The 13,464-nt window shown below is 65.1% G+C and carries 15 protein-coding genes; 11 read left to right on the top strand and 4 right to left on the bottom strand.

What is annotated here, in order from left to right:
- Nucleotides 1-15 precede the first annotated feature (15 nt).
- From VAR608DRAFT_RS28955 to VAR608DRAFT_RS28945, 3 genes are all read left to right on the top strand, one after another.
- A complete protein-coding gene (locus tag VAR608DRAFT_RS28955; RefSeq protein ID WP_088957212.1) occupies nucleotides 16-822 on the top strand; it encodes a MetQ/NlpA family ABC transporter substrate-binding protein in 807 nt (268 codons plus the stop codon).
- Nucleotides 823-927: 105 nt separating this feature from the next.
- Nucleotides 928-1,845, top strand: coding sequence for a serine O-acetyltransferase EpsC (gene epsC / locus VAR608DRAFT_RS28950; RefSeq protein WP_088957211.1), 918 nt, complete (start codon nucleotides 928-930; stop codon nucleotides 1,843-1,845).
- Nucleotides 1,846-1,896: 51 nt separating this feature from the next.
- The gene (locus VAR608DRAFT_RS28945; RefSeq protein ID WP_088957210.1) at nucleotides 1,897-2,448 is read left to right on the top strand and encodes an NADPH-dependent FMN reductase; all 552 of its coding nucleotides are present in this window, start codon (nucleotides 1,897-1,899) and stop codon (nucleotides 2,446-2,448) included.
- 68 nt (nucleotides 2,449-2,516) lie between these two features.
- Here VAR608DRAFT_RS28945 and VAR608DRAFT_RS28940 read toward each other — a convergent pair whose 3' ends face one another.
- Nucleotides 2,517-3,164: an FMN-dependent NADH-azoreductase gene (locus VAR608DRAFT_RS28940; protein WP_088957209.1), complete on the bottom strand. Its 648-nt coding sequence runs from the start codon at nucleotides 3,162-3,164 to the stop codon at nucleotides 2,517-2,519.
- A 132-nt stretch (nucleotides 3,165-3,296) separates the two neighbouring features.
- Between VAR608DRAFT_RS28940 and VAR608DRAFT_RS28935 the strand changes: the two genes are divergently transcribed.
- The 7 genes from VAR608DRAFT_RS28935 (at nucleotide 3,297) to VAR608DRAFT_RS28905 (ending at nucleotide 9,481) form a co-directional block, all read left to right on the top strand.
- Complete coding sequence (locus VAR608DRAFT_RS28935; RefSeq protein WP_088957208.1) at nucleotides 3,297-4,214, top strand: LysR family transcriptional regulator; 918 nt, start codon at nucleotides 3,297-3,299, stop codon at nucleotides 4,212-4,214.
- A gap of 123 nt (nucleotides 4,215-4,337) precedes the next feature.
- A complete protein-coding gene (locus VAR608DRAFT_RS28930; RefSeq protein ID WP_088957207.1) occupies nucleotides 4,338-4,925 on the top strand; it encodes an RBBP9/YdeN family alpha/beta hydrolase in 588 nt (195 codons plus the stop codon).
- A complete protein-coding gene (locus VAR608DRAFT_RS28925) occupies nucleotides 4,922-5,929 on the top strand; it encodes a sulfate ABC transporter substrate-binding protein (protein ID WP_088957206.1) in 1,008 nt (335 codons plus the stop codon). Before VAR608DRAFT_RS28930 ends, VAR608DRAFT_RS28925 begins: the two co-directional genes overlap by 4 nt.
- Nucleotides 5,930-6,011: 82 nt before the next feature.
- Nucleotides 6,012-6,905, top strand: coding sequence for a sulfate ABC transporter permease subunit CysT (gene cysT, locus VAR608DRAFT_RS28920; protein WP_088957205.1), 894 nt, complete (start codon nucleotides 6,012-6,014; stop codon nucleotides 6,903-6,905).
- The gene (gene cysW / locus VAR608DRAFT_RS28915; protein ID WP_088959032.1) at nucleotides 6,902-7,795 is read left to right on the top strand and encodes a sulfate ABC transporter permease subunit CysW; all 894 of its coding nucleotides are present in this window, start codon (nucleotides 6,902-6,904) and stop codon (nucleotides 7,793-7,795) included. The genes cysT and cysW overlap by 4 nt, the downstream gene beginning before the upstream one ends.
- 94 nt (nucleotides 7,796-7,889) lie before the next feature.
- Nucleotides 7,890-8,984, top strand: coding sequence for a sulfate/molybdate ABC transporter ATP-binding protein (locus tag VAR608DRAFT_RS28910; protein WP_088957204.1), 1,095 nt, complete (start codon nucleotides 7,890-7,892; stop codon nucleotides 8,982-8,984).
- Entirely contained in the window at nucleotides 8,981-9,481 is a 501-nt protein-coding gene (locus tag VAR608DRAFT_RS28905) for a disulfide bond formation protein B (protein ID WP_088957203.1), read from the top strand. The genes VAR608DRAFT_RS28910 and VAR608DRAFT_RS28905 overlap by 4 nt, the downstream gene beginning before the upstream one ends.
- A 226-nt stretch (nucleotides 9,482-9,707) precedes the next feature.
- On the opposite strand, the gene VAR608DRAFT_RS37295 is transcribed toward VAR608DRAFT_RS28905, so the two are convergent.
- From VAR608DRAFT_RS37295 to VAR608DRAFT_RS28890, 3 genes are all read right to left on the bottom strand, one after another.
- Nucleotides 9,708-10,364, bottom strand: coding sequence for an SGNH/GDSL hydrolase family protein (locus tag VAR608DRAFT_RS37295; RefSeq protein WP_157731149.1), 657 nt, complete (start codon nucleotides 10,362-10,364; stop codon nucleotides 9,708-9,710).
- Nucleotides 10,365-10,670: 306 nt separating this feature from the next.
- On the bottom strand, nucleotides 10,671-10,886 hold the full coding sequence (locus tag VAR608DRAFT_RS38605) for a porin (RefSeq protein WP_088957201.1): 216 nt from the start codon (nucleotides 10,884-10,886) through the stop codon (nucleotides 10,671-10,673).
- 190 nt (nucleotides 10,887-11,076) lie between these two features.
- On the bottom strand, nucleotides 11,077-11,769 hold the full coding sequence (locus VAR608DRAFT_RS28890; protein ID WP_088957200.1) for a mobilization protein: 693 nt from the start codon (nucleotides 11,767-11,769) through the stop codon (nucleotides 11,077-11,079).
- 237 nt (nucleotides 11,770-12,006) lie between these two features.
- On the opposite strand from VAR608DRAFT_RS28890, the gene VAR608DRAFT_RS28885 reads away from it, so the two are divergent.
- The gene (locus VAR608DRAFT_RS28885; protein WP_157731148.1) at nucleotides 12,007-13,347 is read left to right on the top strand and encodes a fimbrial protein; all 1,341 of its coding nucleotides are present in this window, start codon (nucleotides 12,007-12,009) and stop codon (nucleotides 13,345-13,347) included.
- Nucleotides 13,348-13,464: the final 117 nt, after the last annotated feature.

Raw genomic sequence — 13,464 nt, 5'->3', positions numbered from 1 at the left:
TGACCAGGAATCGATATGAACCACAACAAGCGCAAGCTTCTTCAATCCGTCGTCGCACTCGCCATTGCCGCCGGCTTCTCCACCGCGCCGGCCTTCGCTGAGGACAAGCCGATCAAGGTCGGCGTGACCGCCGGCCCGCATGCGCAGATCTTCGAGCAGGTGCGCAAGGTCGCCGAGAAGGACGGCCTGAAGATCCAGATCGTCGAGTTCAGCGACTACGTGCAGCCCAATGCGGCATTGGCGGCCGGCGACCTCGACGCCAACAGCTACCAGCACAAGCCCTACCTCGACCAGCAGGTGAAGGACCGCAACTACAAGATCGTCGACGTCGGCTACACGGTCAACTTCCCGATCGGCATCTATTCGAAGAAGGTCCGGAGCCTGAAGGACCTGAAGGAAGGCGCGCGCTTCGGCATCCCGAACGACCCGACCAACGGCGGCCGCGTGCTGCTGGTGCTGCAGGACCAGGGCCTGATCAAGCTCAAGCCCGAAGCCGGCCTCAAGGCCACGCCGCTCGACGTGATCGACAACCCGAAGAAGATCAGGTTCGTCGAAGTCGATGCCGCGCAACTGCCGCGCACGCTCGACGATCTCGATGCTTCCGCGATCAACACCAACTACGCGCTCTCGGCCGGCCTCAACCCCGGCAAGGACGCGATCGCGCGCGAGAGCGCGAAGAGCCCCTACGTCAACCTGATCGCGGTGCGCGAGCAGGACAAGGACAAGCCGTGGGTCGCCAAGCTGGTGAAGGCCTATCACTCCGACGAGGTGCGGACCTTCGTGCAGAACGAGTTCAAGGGCTCGGTGCTCGCGAGCTGGTAGGCCGCCCGGTATCGCCGCCGGTCCGGGCGGGTTTCGTGTAGAAACCCGCCCGAGGTGGGGTTTTGCACGATGGTGCATCGTGGGACCCCACGACCGGAGGAACGCATGTCTTTATTCGATGTGGGTGACATCGTCGCCGACCTGCACGCGGCGCGCGACGAATGGCGCGATGCGCAAAAGCGATCGCGCGAGCCGGGCAGCCGGGAGTTTCCGTCGCGCGAAGCTTTGGCGGCCATCGTCGAGTCGCTCAAAGGGGCGCTGTTCCCGATGCGGCTGGGCCCGCCCGAACTGCGCCGCGAAAGCGAGGACTTCTATGTCGGCTACACGCTGGATGCGGCCCTGCAGGCGCTGTGGACGCAGGCACGCCTGGAGCTCCTCTACACCTCGCGCCACCAGCCGCGCCCGACCGAGGACATCGATGAGCAGGCGACGAGCGCCGTGCGCGAATTCGCGGCCGCGCTGCCGGGCATCCGCCGCCTGCTCGACGGCGACGTGATCGCCGCCTACCAGGGCGACCCCGCGGCGCGCAGCGTGGACGAAGTGCTGCTGTGCTATCCGGGCATCCTGGCGATGATCCATCACCGGCTCGCGCATCGCCTCTACCGGCTGCAATTGCCGCTGCTCGCGCGCATCGTGGCCGAGCTCGCGCACGGCCAGACGGGCATCGACATCCACCCGGGCGCGCAGATCGACGCGGGCTTCTTCATCGATCACGGCACCGGCGTCGTGATCGGCGAAACCGCGGTCATCGGCAAGCGGGTGCGGATCTACCAGGCGGTGACGCTCGGCGCGAAGCGCTTTCCGATCGATGGCGAGGGCAACCTGCAGAAGGGCGGGGCGCGGCATCCGATCGTGGAGGACGACGTCGTCATCTACGCCGGTGCCACCATCCTCGGCCGCGTGACCCTGGGCAAGGGCGCGATCATCGGCGGCAACGTGTGGATCACCGACGACGTGCCGCCGGGTGCCAATGTGTCACAGGCGAGCCTGCAGAACGCGCCGCTGCGCAAGACCGCGGCCTGAGTCGCACAATGCACGATCACGACTTCCTTCAACCCCTCTCAAGGAGTTTTCATGGCCCAGAAGAAGATCGCCGTCGTCGTCGGCAGCCTGCGCAAGGATTCGTTCAATCACAAGCTCGCGCTCGCCATCGCGCATCTCGCGCCGTCGGACTTCACCTTCGAGCATGTCCGCATCGATGACCTGCCGCTCTACAACCAGGACCAGGACGGCAACCAGGCGCCCGAGGTCAAGCGGCTCAAGACCGAGATCGCGGCCGCCGACGGCGTGCTGTTCGTGACGCCGGAATACAACCGTGCCATCCCGGGCGTGCTCAAGAACGCGATCGACAACGCATCGCGCCCCTACGGGCAAAGCGCCTGGGCCGGCAAGCCGGCGGGCGTGATCGGCATCTCGGTCGGCCAGATCGGCACGGCGGTCGCCCAGCAGCAGTTGCGCGGGGTGCTGGCCTATCTGGACATGCCGACGCTCGGCCAGCCGGAGGTCTTCCTGCAGAACAAGGAAGGGCTTTTCGACGACAAGGGCCATGTGGCCGAAGGCAGCAGGCAGTTCCTGCAGGGCTGGGTCGACAAATACGTGGCGTGGGTCAAGGATCACTCGAACTGAGCGACGACGAATGAAGAAAAGGGCGGGTGCGCCGTGCGCACCCGCCCTTTTCTTTGAGTCAGCCGGGATCAGGCAGCCAGCGTGGCCCGATCCTGGTTCGCGGCTTCGGTGACGGCCGTCGCGATGTCGGTGCGTGCGGCAGTGATCGCGGCCGTCTTGGCCGCGTCGCCCATGGCGATGCCCTCGGCGCGCACGAAGCGCACGTCGGTGATGCCGAAGAAGCCGAAGACCACCTTCAGGTAGCTCTCCTGGTGTTCCATGGCCTGGCCGCCTTCGCTGGTCGAGTACATGCCGCCGCGGGTCGAGGCGACGATCACCGTCTTGCCGCCGGCCAGGCCGACCGGGCCCTTGTCGGTGTACTTGAAGGTGCGGCCGGCCTGGGCGAGGCGGTCGATCCAGGCCTTGAGCTGGGTCGGCACCGAGAAGTTGTAGAGCGGCGCGCCGACGACGATCACGTCGGAGGCGAGGAACTGGCTCACCAGGCGCTCGGAGACTTCGTTCTCACGACGCTGGGCTTCGGTCGGGTTGGCCTGCACGCCGACCTTGATGCCGAGTGCGTCGGCGGTGAAGTGGTTGGGCGTGTCCACCGCGAGGTCGAGGTACTCGACCTTGGTGTGGGGGTGGTTCTTGCGCCATTCGGCCACGATCTCGGCCGTGAGTTGGCGCGAGACGGAGTTGGTGCCCAGGACGCTGGAGTCGACGTGCAACAGTTTCATGATCGATGGTCTTTCTTGAACAGGGCCGGCACGGAAATCGGTCGGCGTGGGAAGAATTCTATTTTTGTGGCGATTCATTGATAAGTCGGTAAAAATGGCTTAATTCGTTCCACTGATAGGACAATCAATGTGATGCAGGACCTGAACGACATGGTGTTCTTCGCCGAAGTGGCCGAGCGCGGCGGATTCGCAGCGGCCAGCCGCGCACTCGGCATTCCCAAGTCGCGGCTGTCGCGTCGCGTCGCGGACCTGGAGGCGCAACTGGGCGTGCAACTGATGCAGCGCAGCACCCGGCGTCTGTCGCTGACGCCGGCCGGCGAGATCTTCCTGAAGCACTGCGCGGCGATGCGCGATGCGGCGCAGGCCGCTTCGGAGGCGGTGGTCCAGGTGCAGACGGAGCCGCGCGGCACGGTGCGGCTGAGCTGTCCGGTCACGCTGGCGCAGGGCAGCGTCGGGCCGCTGCTGCCGCGCTTCATGGAGCGCTTTCCGGCAGTACGCATCGAGATGCGGGTGTTGAACCGGCCGGTCGATCCGATCGAGGAGGGCGTCGATCTCGCGCTGCGCGTGCGGCCCGAGATCGAGGACAGCGCGACGCTGGTCGCGAAGACCTTCGGCATCAGCCGCGGCATCCTGGTCGCGAGTCCCGATCTGCTGCGGCGGCAGGGGCCGGTGCAGACGCCGGCGGATCTGGGCAAGCTCGACACCGTCTCGATGTCCACGGGCGACGGCCGGGCCAACTGGCGGCTCGAGGGCCCGGGCGGCAAGGTGGTGGTCCACACCCATGTGCCGCGCTACGTGGCGGACGACCTGCTGACGCTGAAGTTCGCGGTGGTGCAGGGCACCGGCGCCTCGGTGCTGCCCGACTACATGTGCCGCGCCGAACTCAAGGACGGCCGGCTGGTGAAGGTCCTGCCGGGCTGGGGGCCGGCGCCGGGCATCACCCATGCGATGTTCCCGGCGCGGCGGGCACTGGTGCCGGCGGTGCGGCAACTCATCGATTTCCTGGTCGACAACCTCGATCGCGAAGAGCCGCACGACTACGTCATCTGAGGCGTCACCCGAGTTCTTATGCGTAAAACGTCATATTCAAACAAGTAGATATTCGTTTGTCTTCGAAGCAAGGCTTCGGAGAATCGCCGGTTCCCAATCCACCGAGAGCACGCAAGAGGAACCATGGCCCACGCGCCGAAGCCGACCATCGTCATCGTGCCGGGCTGGCGCGATTCCGGTCCGGGCCACTGGCAGAGCCTGTGGGCGGAACGGATGCAGAGCACGGTCCGCGTCACGCAGGACGACTGGCTCACCCCGCGCCGCGAGGCCTGGGTGGCCTCGCTCGAAAAGCTCGTGGCGGAAAGTCCGCAGCCGGTGGTGATCGTCGCGCACAGCCTCGGCTGCATCGCGACCGTGCACCTGTCCGAAGCAGCCGCGGCACGCATCAGCGGCGCGCTGCTGGTCGCGCCCGCCGATCCCGAGCGCCGCGCCGTGCTTTCCGATTTCGCGCCGGTTCCGTACGCGAAGCTGCCTTTTCGCAGCATCGTGGTGGCGAGCAGCAACGACCCCTACTGCCCGGTGCGCCTGGCCGGCGCCTATGCCCGCGCCTGGGGTAGCGAGTTCGTTCGGATGCAGAATGCCGGCCACATCAACATCGAATCCGGGCATGGCGACTGGCCCCTCGGCCTCGCGCTGCTGCAATCGTTGACGGACGAGCCGTTCCCTCTGCTGAACGGCGGCAAGAATCTCGAACCTCTGGCAACCCTATGACTTCAAGAATCAAGACACTCATCGGCGCGTTCGCGCTGGCCGCGGCTGGCATCGCGTCCGCGCAGCCGACGACCCTGCTCAACGTGTCCTACGACGTGGCGCGCGAGTTCTACAAGGACTACAACGCCGCCTTCGTGGCGCACTACAAGAAGACCACCGGCAAGGACGTCAAGATCGACCAGTCGCATGCCGGTTCCAGCGCGCAGGCGCGTGCCGTGGCCGACGGCCTCGACGCCGACGTGGTCACGATGAACACCAGCACCGACATCGATTTCCTCGCCAATGCCGGCGTGGTGGCCAAGGACTGGCCCAAGCGCTTCCCGTACAACGCGGCGCCGACCACTTCGACCATGCTGTTCCTGACCCGCAACGGCAACCCGAAGGGCATCAAGGACTGGGACGACCTGATCAAGCCCGGCGTGCAGGTGGTGATCGTCAACCCGAAGACCGGCGGCAACGGCCGCTACGCCTACCTCGCGGCATGGGGCTACGTGAAGAAGAAGGGCGGCAGCGACGCCCAGGCGGCCGAGTTCGTCGGCAAGCTGTTCAAGAACGTGCCGGTGCTCGCGCGCGGCGGCCGCGATGCGACCACCGCCTTCCTGCAGCGCAATATCGGCGACGTGCTGATCACCTTCGAATCCGAGGTGGTCTCGATCGATCGCGAGTTCGGCGCGGGCAAGGTCGATGCCGTCTATCCCTCGATCAGCATCCTGGCCGAGAACCCGGTGGCCATCGTCGAGCGCACGGTCAACAAGCGCGGTTCGGGCGAACTCGCGAAGGCGTACCTCGACTACCTCTATTCCGACGAGGCGCAGGAAATCGCAGCCAAGCATGCGCTGCGCCCGCGCTCGGAAGCCGTGCTCAAGAGAAACGCCGCGACCTTCAAGCCGCTGCAACTCTTCACGGTGCAGGAACTGTTCGGCAGCCTCGGTGAAGCGCAGAAGGTGCACTTCAACGACGGCGGGCAGTTCGACAAGATCTATACGCCTGGCGTCAATAGATGAGCGCCGCGCTGAACCGCTTCGAGCAAGCGAACGCCCCCTCGGGGGGCAGCGACGACACGACAGTGCGGAGCGTGGGGGCACGATGAGTGGTGCAGTTTCCTCGGCGCTGCCGTCTTCGGCGGCGCCCCTCGCGCGTGCAGGCGGCACGGGCGTGTCGCGGCGCGTGCTGCCGGGCTTTCACCTGACGCTCGGCTATTCGCTGCTGTACCTCGGCCTGATCGTGCTGATCCCGCTCTCGGCGCTGGTCTTCAGGACCTTCGCCTTGACCTGGGACCAGTTCTGGGCGGCGGTCACGGCGCCGCGCGTGATGGCCTCCTATCGGCTGACCTTCGGCGCCTCGTTCATCGCGGCGCTGGTCAACCTCGTGTTCGGGCTGCTCGTGGCCTGGGTGCTGGTGCGCTACAAGTTTCCGGGCAAGCGCATCGTCGACGCGCTGGTCGATCTGCCTTTCGCGCTGCCCACCGCGGTGGCCGGCATCTCGCTCACGGCGCTGCTGGCAGGCAACGGCTGGCTCGGCCAGTACCTCGAGCCGCTGGGCATCAAGCTCGCCTTCACGCCGGCCGGCGTGGTGATCGCGCTGATCTTCATCGGCCTGCCTTTCGTCGTGCGGACGGTGCAGCCGGTGCTCGAGGACACCGAAAAGGAACTCGAGGAAGCCGCCACCAGCCTCGGCGCGACGCGCCTGCAGACCTTCACGAAAGTGATCCTGCCGTCGATCATGCCGGCGCTGCTCACCGGCTTCGCGATGGCTTTCGCCCGCGCGATCGGCGAATACGGCTCGGTGATCTTCATCGCCGGCAACATGCCGATGATTTCCGAGATCACGCCGCTCATCATCATCGGCAAGCTCGAGCAGTACGACTTCGCCGGTGCGACGGCGGTGGCGCTGGTGATGCTGGTGATCTCGTTCGTGATGCTGCTGGTCATCAATGCGCTGCAGGCATGGCAGCGCCGCCGCTCGGGAGCGCCGGCATGAGCGCGAAGACCGTGCGCCGCGCGCAGGCCGGCACGACCGAATCGGCCTGGGTGCGCTGGACGCTGACCGCGGTCGCGCTGCTCTTCATGCTGCTGTTCCTGTTCCTGCCGCTCGCCGCAGTCGCGACCGAGGCGCTGCGCAAGGGTTTCGGCGCCTACCTCGAGGCGCTCCAGGAGCCCGATGCCTGGAGCGCGATCCGCCTGACCCTGCTGACCGCCGCGATCGCGGTGCCGCTGAACCTCGTCTTCGGCATCTGCGCCGCATGGGCGATCGCCAAGTTCGAGTTCCGTGGCAAGGCATTGCTGACCACGCTGGTCGACCTGCCGTTCGCGGTCTCGCCGGTGGTCGCCGGCCTGATCTACGTGCTGGTGTTCGGCGCGCAGGGCTGGTTCGGGCCCTGGCTTTCCGAGCACGACATCAAGATCATCTTCGCGGTGCCGGGCATCGTGCTCGCGACGGTGTTCGTGACCTTCCCGTTCATCGCGCGCGAGCTGATCCCGCTGATGCAGGCGCAGGGCACCGACGAAGAGCAGGCTGCGATCGTGCTCGGCGCGACCGGCTGGCAGACCTTCTGGCGCGTGACCTTGCCCAACATCAAGTGGGGCCTGATCTACGGCGTCATTCTCTGCAATGCGCGGTCGATGGGCGAGTTCGGCGCGGTGTCGGTGGTGTCGGGCCACATCCGCGGCCAGACCAACACCATGCCGCTGCACGTCGAAGTGCTCTACAACGAATACCAGTCCGTCGCTGCCTTCGCGGTGGCCTCGCTGCTGGCCATCCTGGCGCTGGTCACGCTGGTGATCAAGTCCTTCGTCGAATGGCGCCACGAACGCGAGATGAAGGCGATTGCCGACCTGCCCCCTGAGCGCCCGACGCCGGCAGCGACCTGAAAGAGAGAATCATGACCCCCAAACTTTGCACTTCGTGTCTTCGTTGCCCCCCGAGGGGGCGCGTTTCGCCTTGGGGCGGCCCGGCGGTGAAACCATGAGCATCGAGATCCGCAACGTCAGCAAGCGCTTCGGCGACTTCCATGCCTTGCGCGACGTGAGCCTCGATGTGTCATCGGGCGAACTGATCGCGCTGCTCGGCCCCTCGGGCTGCGGCAAGACCACGCTGCTGCGCATCATCGCCGGGCTCGAAACGGCGGACGCCGGCAGCATCCTGTTCTCGGGCGAGGACACCACGGACGTGCATGTGCGCGAGCGCCAGGTCGGCTTCGTGTTCCAGCACTATGCGCTGTTCCGGCACATGAGCGTATTCGAGAACGTGGCTTTCGGCCTGCGCGTCAAGCCGCGCAGCCTCCGACCCAGCGAGGCGCAGATCAAGGCCAAGGTGACCGATCTGCTGAAGCTGGTGCAGCTCGACTGGCTCGCGGACCGCTATCCCTCGCAGCTTTCGGGCGGCCAGCGCCAGCGCATCGCGCTCGCCCGTGCGCTCGCGGTGGAGCCCAAGGTGCTGCTGCTCGACGAGCCCTTCGGCGCGCTCGACGCCAAGGTGCGCAAGGAGCTGCGCCGCTGGCTGCGGCGCCTGCATGACGAACTCCACGTCACCAGCATCTTCGTCACGCACGATCAGGAGGAGGCGCTCGAAGTCGCCGACCGCGTGGTGCTGATGAACAGCGGCAAGGTGGAGCAGACGGGTTCGCCGCAGGACGTGTGGGACCACCCCGCGAGTCCGTTCGTCTACGGCTTCCTCGGCGATGTGAACCTGTTCCATGGCCGCGCCCACGAGGGCGAGGTGCATGTCGAGGGCTTTCGCATCGATTCGCCCGAGCACCGCGACCTGCGCGACGGCAAGGCGCTGGCCTATGTACGCCCGCACGACCTCGATGTGGTGCCGTACAAGCAGGGCGCCTCGGGCATCGTCTCGACCTTGACGCGGGCGATCGTGGTCGGACCGATCGCGCGGCTGGAACTCGAACCGGTCGAATCGAATCCTGATAATCCGGGCTCCGGAACCATCATCGAGGCGCAACTCCCTGCGCAACAGTTCCGGGAACTGGGACTTCGCGAAGGCGACACGGTCGTCGCCAAGCCGCGCAAGGCCCGGGTGTTCGTAGAGGACTGGGTATCACCTTGATCGATTGGTATTTCGGCGCGCCGCGGCGCGCTCTCGCTTTGATCTGTGCCGCATGCATCGCCATGCTGGCGTTCGGCATGTACCTGCAGCACGTGGTGGGGCTCGAGCCTTGCCCGATGTGCATCGTGCAGCGCTATGCGCTGGTGCTCGTCGCCCTGTTCGCCGGGCTGGCGGCCGCGAGCCGCCGCCGGGCTCTGCAGGTGACCGGCGCGCTGCTCGGGCTCATCATGGCCGTCGGCGGCGCCTATACGGCCGCGCGCCAGAGCTGGCTGCAGTGGCATCCGCCGGAAGTCGTGTCCTGCGGGCGCGACATCTACGGAATGATCGAGATGTTCCCGCTCCAGCGCGCAGTCCCGATGATCTTCCGCGGTGCGGGGGACTGCACCAAGATCGACTGGACCTTCCTCGGCCTGTCGATCGCCAACTGGTCGTTCATCGCGTTCAGCGTCTTCGCGGTGCTGCTGCTGGTCCTGATGTTCCGTCGCGGAAACCGCTGATCGCGGCGCTCCGGTTTTCGATCTCAAGACAAGAGTTTTCGATTTCGCCGCGCACGTAAGGGCCAAGATCGGCCCTTGGCGACGGGCGCCTGCTAGGAGTCAGGCTGCGAAAATCGTCAAAACAACGTAAGTAGGCTGATCCGATGGGAAGATGCGCTCGGTCTGAATTACGTGCACGCCGCGCGCCGAATGCGCGCCACTTCGGCTGCTTCGCACACTCCTGGAGTCATGAGCGCGAGATCGCTCCGCACTCCGCATCCAGCACGTCGATCAGCTTATCAACAAGTTTGTCAGAGCTGGCTTGAGTAGGATGGATTCCATCCAGTGTCGGGAGCGGTTCCGCGCCCCAATTCGCCCAGGGCGTTCCACTATCCTGTGCCACGGCATAGAGCATGGTGTTGACGGTCAGCCAACTGGGAATGTCGTTGGTAGTGGGCGACGGACCTGTCAGGAGCGGCCTACTGCCCTCTTCGCGAACCTTGTCGATCAGCGCGCGCATGAGGGAAAAGTCCCTGATGCGGTGGGTTGCGTCATTGACGCCCCATTGCAGTACTACGACGGCCGGCGTGGGACGTGGGTCACTCATTGCCAATTGCGCGCCCTCATAGCCCGTTTGCCCTGCCACGGCGCGCAATTCGACGTTCCATGAGGGTCGTGCACGCTGTATGCGGCGCTGAGGACCCTCCTGAACCAACGGCTCGCCCCGCATGATGCTGTCACCATAGAGCACAACGCTGCATTGAATATCCGGAGCGGGATCCTTTGAAAACGCACTGCCAACGTTCTTTTGGTCAAAGGACCCAAAAGACGAATTGCCAGCCTCGCTGCCGCCGCCGCACGCTGCGAGCATCAAGACCGCGGCGCAGTTAAGAAGAGATTTCATAGCAAAAACAAAGCCGTCGGAGCATTCATTGCTCCGATGCGGGTTTCCCGAAAAGAGTTGAATAAAGGTAGAGGCGAAGGACGCGTCTTGCCTCTAGGGCTGCTGCCGTAGCAGCACGTTGACGGACCCGCCGTAACTCGCAGACGCGCCGGCCCCCACGACGTGGCGCCTTCCGGGAGAAAGCGTCAAGCGACCGAAGAATAGAAGCGTGGCCTAGACCTTGGAATCAGACGAGTCCGAAAGTCGCCCGGATGAGCGTCGATTCGTCTTGCTCCGGGGAATGTGGGCCGCCGACCGGCCCTTCTTTTAACGACCGGCTACTCTCGATAGGCCGATCCGCTCCAGACTTATCACGCAACTCAAAAAGTCGCGGTTCGTCAGGGTGGGGTAGCGCTTGTCTTCCGCCTTGGTGGAATAGCCGCTGATCGAGGCATCCAGAACGCCGAAAAGTGTGACAGACGATTGAGCCGAGGCGGTGCTGACGGCGGCGAGGGCAGCCAGGGCGACCAGAGTTTTTTTCATTGCAAATTGCTCCAAGGTTAAACATAGGGCACCGGTTTTTTGCCGGGCCCGGCCAACCTCCTTTTGGGAAGTTGGTGTTATTCCATCAGAGCAAATTGCGGGTCGCTGAATCGATCCTGCGAGATCGATCCACAATCCTGCGGAATTGACACCGCGAATTCGGCGTCGCGTTGTGAGATTGCGACAGGCTTTAAAGCGGCAGCGTGTCGAACGCCCCGTAGGCCGTGGCCAGCCAGGTTTTTACGCGCTGGCGTTCCAGCAGGCCCAGCGCGTGCGGGCTTTCGCGGTCGTTGACCGCCTTCCAGAAACTGGTGTTGCGCGCGTCGATCTTGCGCATGCTGGCGTCGTGCAGGCGCGGCAGCGTGATCACGCGCGCGCCGTGCGCGGTCGCCTTGGCCAGCGATTGCGATCCCAGCAGCAGGCCGAAGTCGCTGCCGCGGCCGTAGTTCTGCACCACGACGTAGTTCGGCCGGTTGCCGAAGGTGTCGGTCAGGATGCCGAGCAGGTCGGTGGAATCCTTGCCGTCGTCGAGCACGTGCCAGAAGTTCACCGCCACGCCGAGTTCGGCGAAGACGTCGAAGAGGTCCGATTCCTTGATCCAGCGCGCGAGCGGCGCGAGCGTCTGCGCGGCGAGGTCGACGATCACGTTCTGCTGCGGCTTGTCCTCGAAGCCGTTCACCACGGTGTCGAGCCCCTCGAAGCTGTCCACCACCACCGGCGAGGCAAAGCCTTCATAGAAGCGGGTGAAGGAGCTGTGCGAGCGATCGGTGTCGAAGCCCACGAAAGGCCGGCTGTGATCGATGAAGTACTGCGCCAGCAGCCGCGCCGTCACCGATTTGCCGACACCGCCCTTTTCGCCGCCGATGAAGTTGAGAGAGCTCATGAGGTCCTTCGAGGAGTGGTTGCGTGAGCCTTGAGTGCCAAAGGTGCGGCAAAGGCATTTTTCAGACGATTCTCGCAGACGCATCGACCCCGGATTCCTACGATCGACAGCATTCGAATTCACTGCGAGTGCAGTGCGTCGACAAGCACGTGGAGAGCGTATTTCAGCCGGGGCTGACCCGAAGCGCGACGCTGACGCGCGCGGTCGTGAATAGAGAGATATCAAGGGATGGTTTGGATGGAATTGGCCGGTATGTCGGCAGCGGCTGCGCGAGGGCGCCGCGGATATTCGTTTACCCGGGGCCTCGGCTTCCTCTTTGTCGCGATCGCATGCGCCCTGGGAAGCGCCGGCGCGCGAGCGATTTGCGTCGAGACCGGGACAGGGTCCGGCGACGGCCTGTGGTCTTTCGCGCAGGGCCAGCCGATCGGACCGTCGAGCATCACTGTCTATCCGCAGAAGTTCATGCCGGTGGGGACGGTGCTGTTCGATCAGACCTACCCCATGACCTATCTGTTGGGCGGGAACGCCAATGCGGTCGTCGCGAAATGCACCGACACGGCCAGCGCCTCGAAGGTGTCGGCCGCCTTGCGCCTGGACGATACCTATCAGTTCGGGGGGTTCGATGTCGGCGGAACCCGCTACTACTACGTGCAGTACGTCTATCCGTCGAATTCGACCATGTACACGACGGTGGGGTGGAAGCTGTATGGGGTGATGGCCGACGGTTCGCAGCGTGAGTTGGTCTTCAATGACTCCGGCGCGGCGAGCAACACGGCGGTCGTCTTTCCGACCTCCGGCGGCTACGAGTCGTCCACCCGCGCCGACAAGCTCACCTATCCCTATGTCGTGATGGCCAAGCACTTTCCGAGCGTGCGGCTGGTCATGGTCCGCTCCCCTTACGACGACAACAAGTTCGCCGTGGTCAGCGACGGCTACATCGGCCGAATCGGCATCGCCCACACCGACTACGGTGGCGGCAGCACCGATTCCACCTACGGCTATATCAAGTTCGGCAATTACCAGCCGACGCCCAGCGCCGCCTGCGGCGTGTCGAGCGTGCCTCGCACGGTCGACCTGGGCTCCCACGCGAAGGCGACCGTGGCCGCCGGCAGTGCGCCCTGGTCGGGGTTCACGGTCACGTACGAGTGCACTTCCGCCAATTCTCCGGTGAGCAGTCTGCGCATCGGATTCGAGCCGCAGCAGCGGGGCAATCTGGTCGCCACCAACTACCGGTACCTGAAGTCCGACGCAGTGGCGAATGCGGCCCAGGGGGTCGGCATCGTCTATCGACGCCAAGGCGAGTCGGGAAGCCGCTACTGGGTTCAGAACTCCGGCTGCTCCGGGGTCAGCACGGCCACGCAGAACAACTCGAACTGCTATCTGGCGCGATCGCAGACACAGGACCAGGGTTGGTACAAGGCCAATTACCTCAGCAGCGGCAGTTCGGCGACCGCGGGGTACACCGAATACGCGGAACCGTTCGAGGCGCGCCTCGAATTGCTTCCGGACACGGCGGCCAACGATGTGACCACAGGTGGTGTGACTGCCACGGTCAACGTGCTGGTCAACCAGCCCTAGCCCCCAAATCACTCCGATCGAGACGCCCTGGCGCGTGCCAGCGGCATGGCTCGACCGGCACCCGACATCTCGCCGCGAACGACCTTCGCGGGGTGGTGGAGGAGTGGATGTGCGGCA

The sequence above is a fragment of the Variovorax sp. HW608 genome (assembly GCF_900090195.1).
Taxonomy (GTDB): domain Bacteria; phylum Pseudomonadota; class Gammaproteobacteria; order Burkholderiales; family Burkholderiaceae_C; genus Variovorax.
The sequence above is the reverse complement of the archived record's forward strand: the minus strand, read 5'-3'. Positions and strand labels throughout refer to the sequence as shown.

What these genes read in the sequence shown, in the direction of transcription:
- VAR608DRAFT_RS28925 (WP_088957206.1), top strand. Translation starts at nt 4,922, where the DNA reads ATGACTTCAAGAATCAAGACACTCATCGGCGCGTTCGCGCTGGCCGCG.
- VAR608DRAFT_RS38605 (WP_088957201.1), bottom strand. Translation starts at nt 10,886, where the DNA reads ATGAAAAAAACTCTGGTCGCCCTGGCTGCCCTCGCCGCCGTCAGCACC.
- VAR608DRAFT_RS28930 (WP_088957207.1), top strand. Translation starts at nt 4,338, where the DNA reads ATGGCCCACGCGCCGAAGCCGACCATCGTCATCGTGCCGGGCTGGCGC.
- epsC (WP_088957211.1), top strand. Translation starts at nt 928, where the DNA reads ATGTCTTTATTCGATGTGGGTGACATCGTCGCCGACCTGCACGCGGCG.
- VAR608DRAFT_RS28940 (WP_088957209.1), bottom strand. Translation starts at nt 3,164, where the DNA reads ATGAAACTGTTGCACGTCGACTCCAGCGTCCTGGGCACCAACTCCGTC.
- VAR608DRAFT_RS28885 (WP_157731148.1), top strand. Translation starts at nt 12,007, where the DNA reads ATGGAATTGGCCGGTATGTCGGCAGCGGCTGCGCGAGGGCGCCGCGGA.
- VAR608DRAFT_RS28890 (WP_088957200.1), bottom strand. Translation starts at nt 11,769, where the DNA reads ATGAGCTCTCTCAACTTCATCGGCGGCGAAAAGGGCGGTGTCGGCAAA.
- cysW (WP_088959032.1), top strand. Translation starts at nt 6,902, where the DNA reads ATGAGCGCGAAGACCGTGCGCCGCGCGCAGGCCGGCACGACCGAATCG.
- VAR608DRAFT_RS28955 (WP_088957212.1), top strand. Translation starts at nt 16, where the DNA reads ATGAACCACAACAAGCGCAAGCTTCTTCAATCCGTCGTCGCACTCGCC.
- VAR608DRAFT_RS37295 (WP_157731149.1), bottom strand. Translation starts at nt 10,364, where the DNA reads ATGAAATCTCTTCTTAACTGCGCCGCGGTCTTGATGCTCGCAGCGTGC.
- VAR608DRAFT_RS28910 (WP_088957204.1), top strand. Translation starts at nt 7,890, where the DNA reads ATGAGCATCGAGATCCGCAACGTCAGCAAGCGCTTCGGCGACTTCCAT.
- VAR608DRAFT_RS28945 (WP_088957210.1), top strand. Translation starts at nt 1,897, where the DNA reads ATGGCCCAGAAGAAGATCGCCGTCGTCGTCGGCAGCCTGCGCAAGGAT.
- cysT (WP_088957205.1), top strand. Translation starts at nt 6,012, where the DNA reads ATGAGTGGTGCAGTTTCCTCGGCGCTGCCGTCTTCGGCGGCGCCCCTC.
- VAR608DRAFT_RS28935 (WP_088957208.1), top strand. Translation starts at nt 3,297, where the DNA reads ATGCAGGACCTGAACGACATGGTGTTCTTCGCCGAAGTGGCCGAGCGC.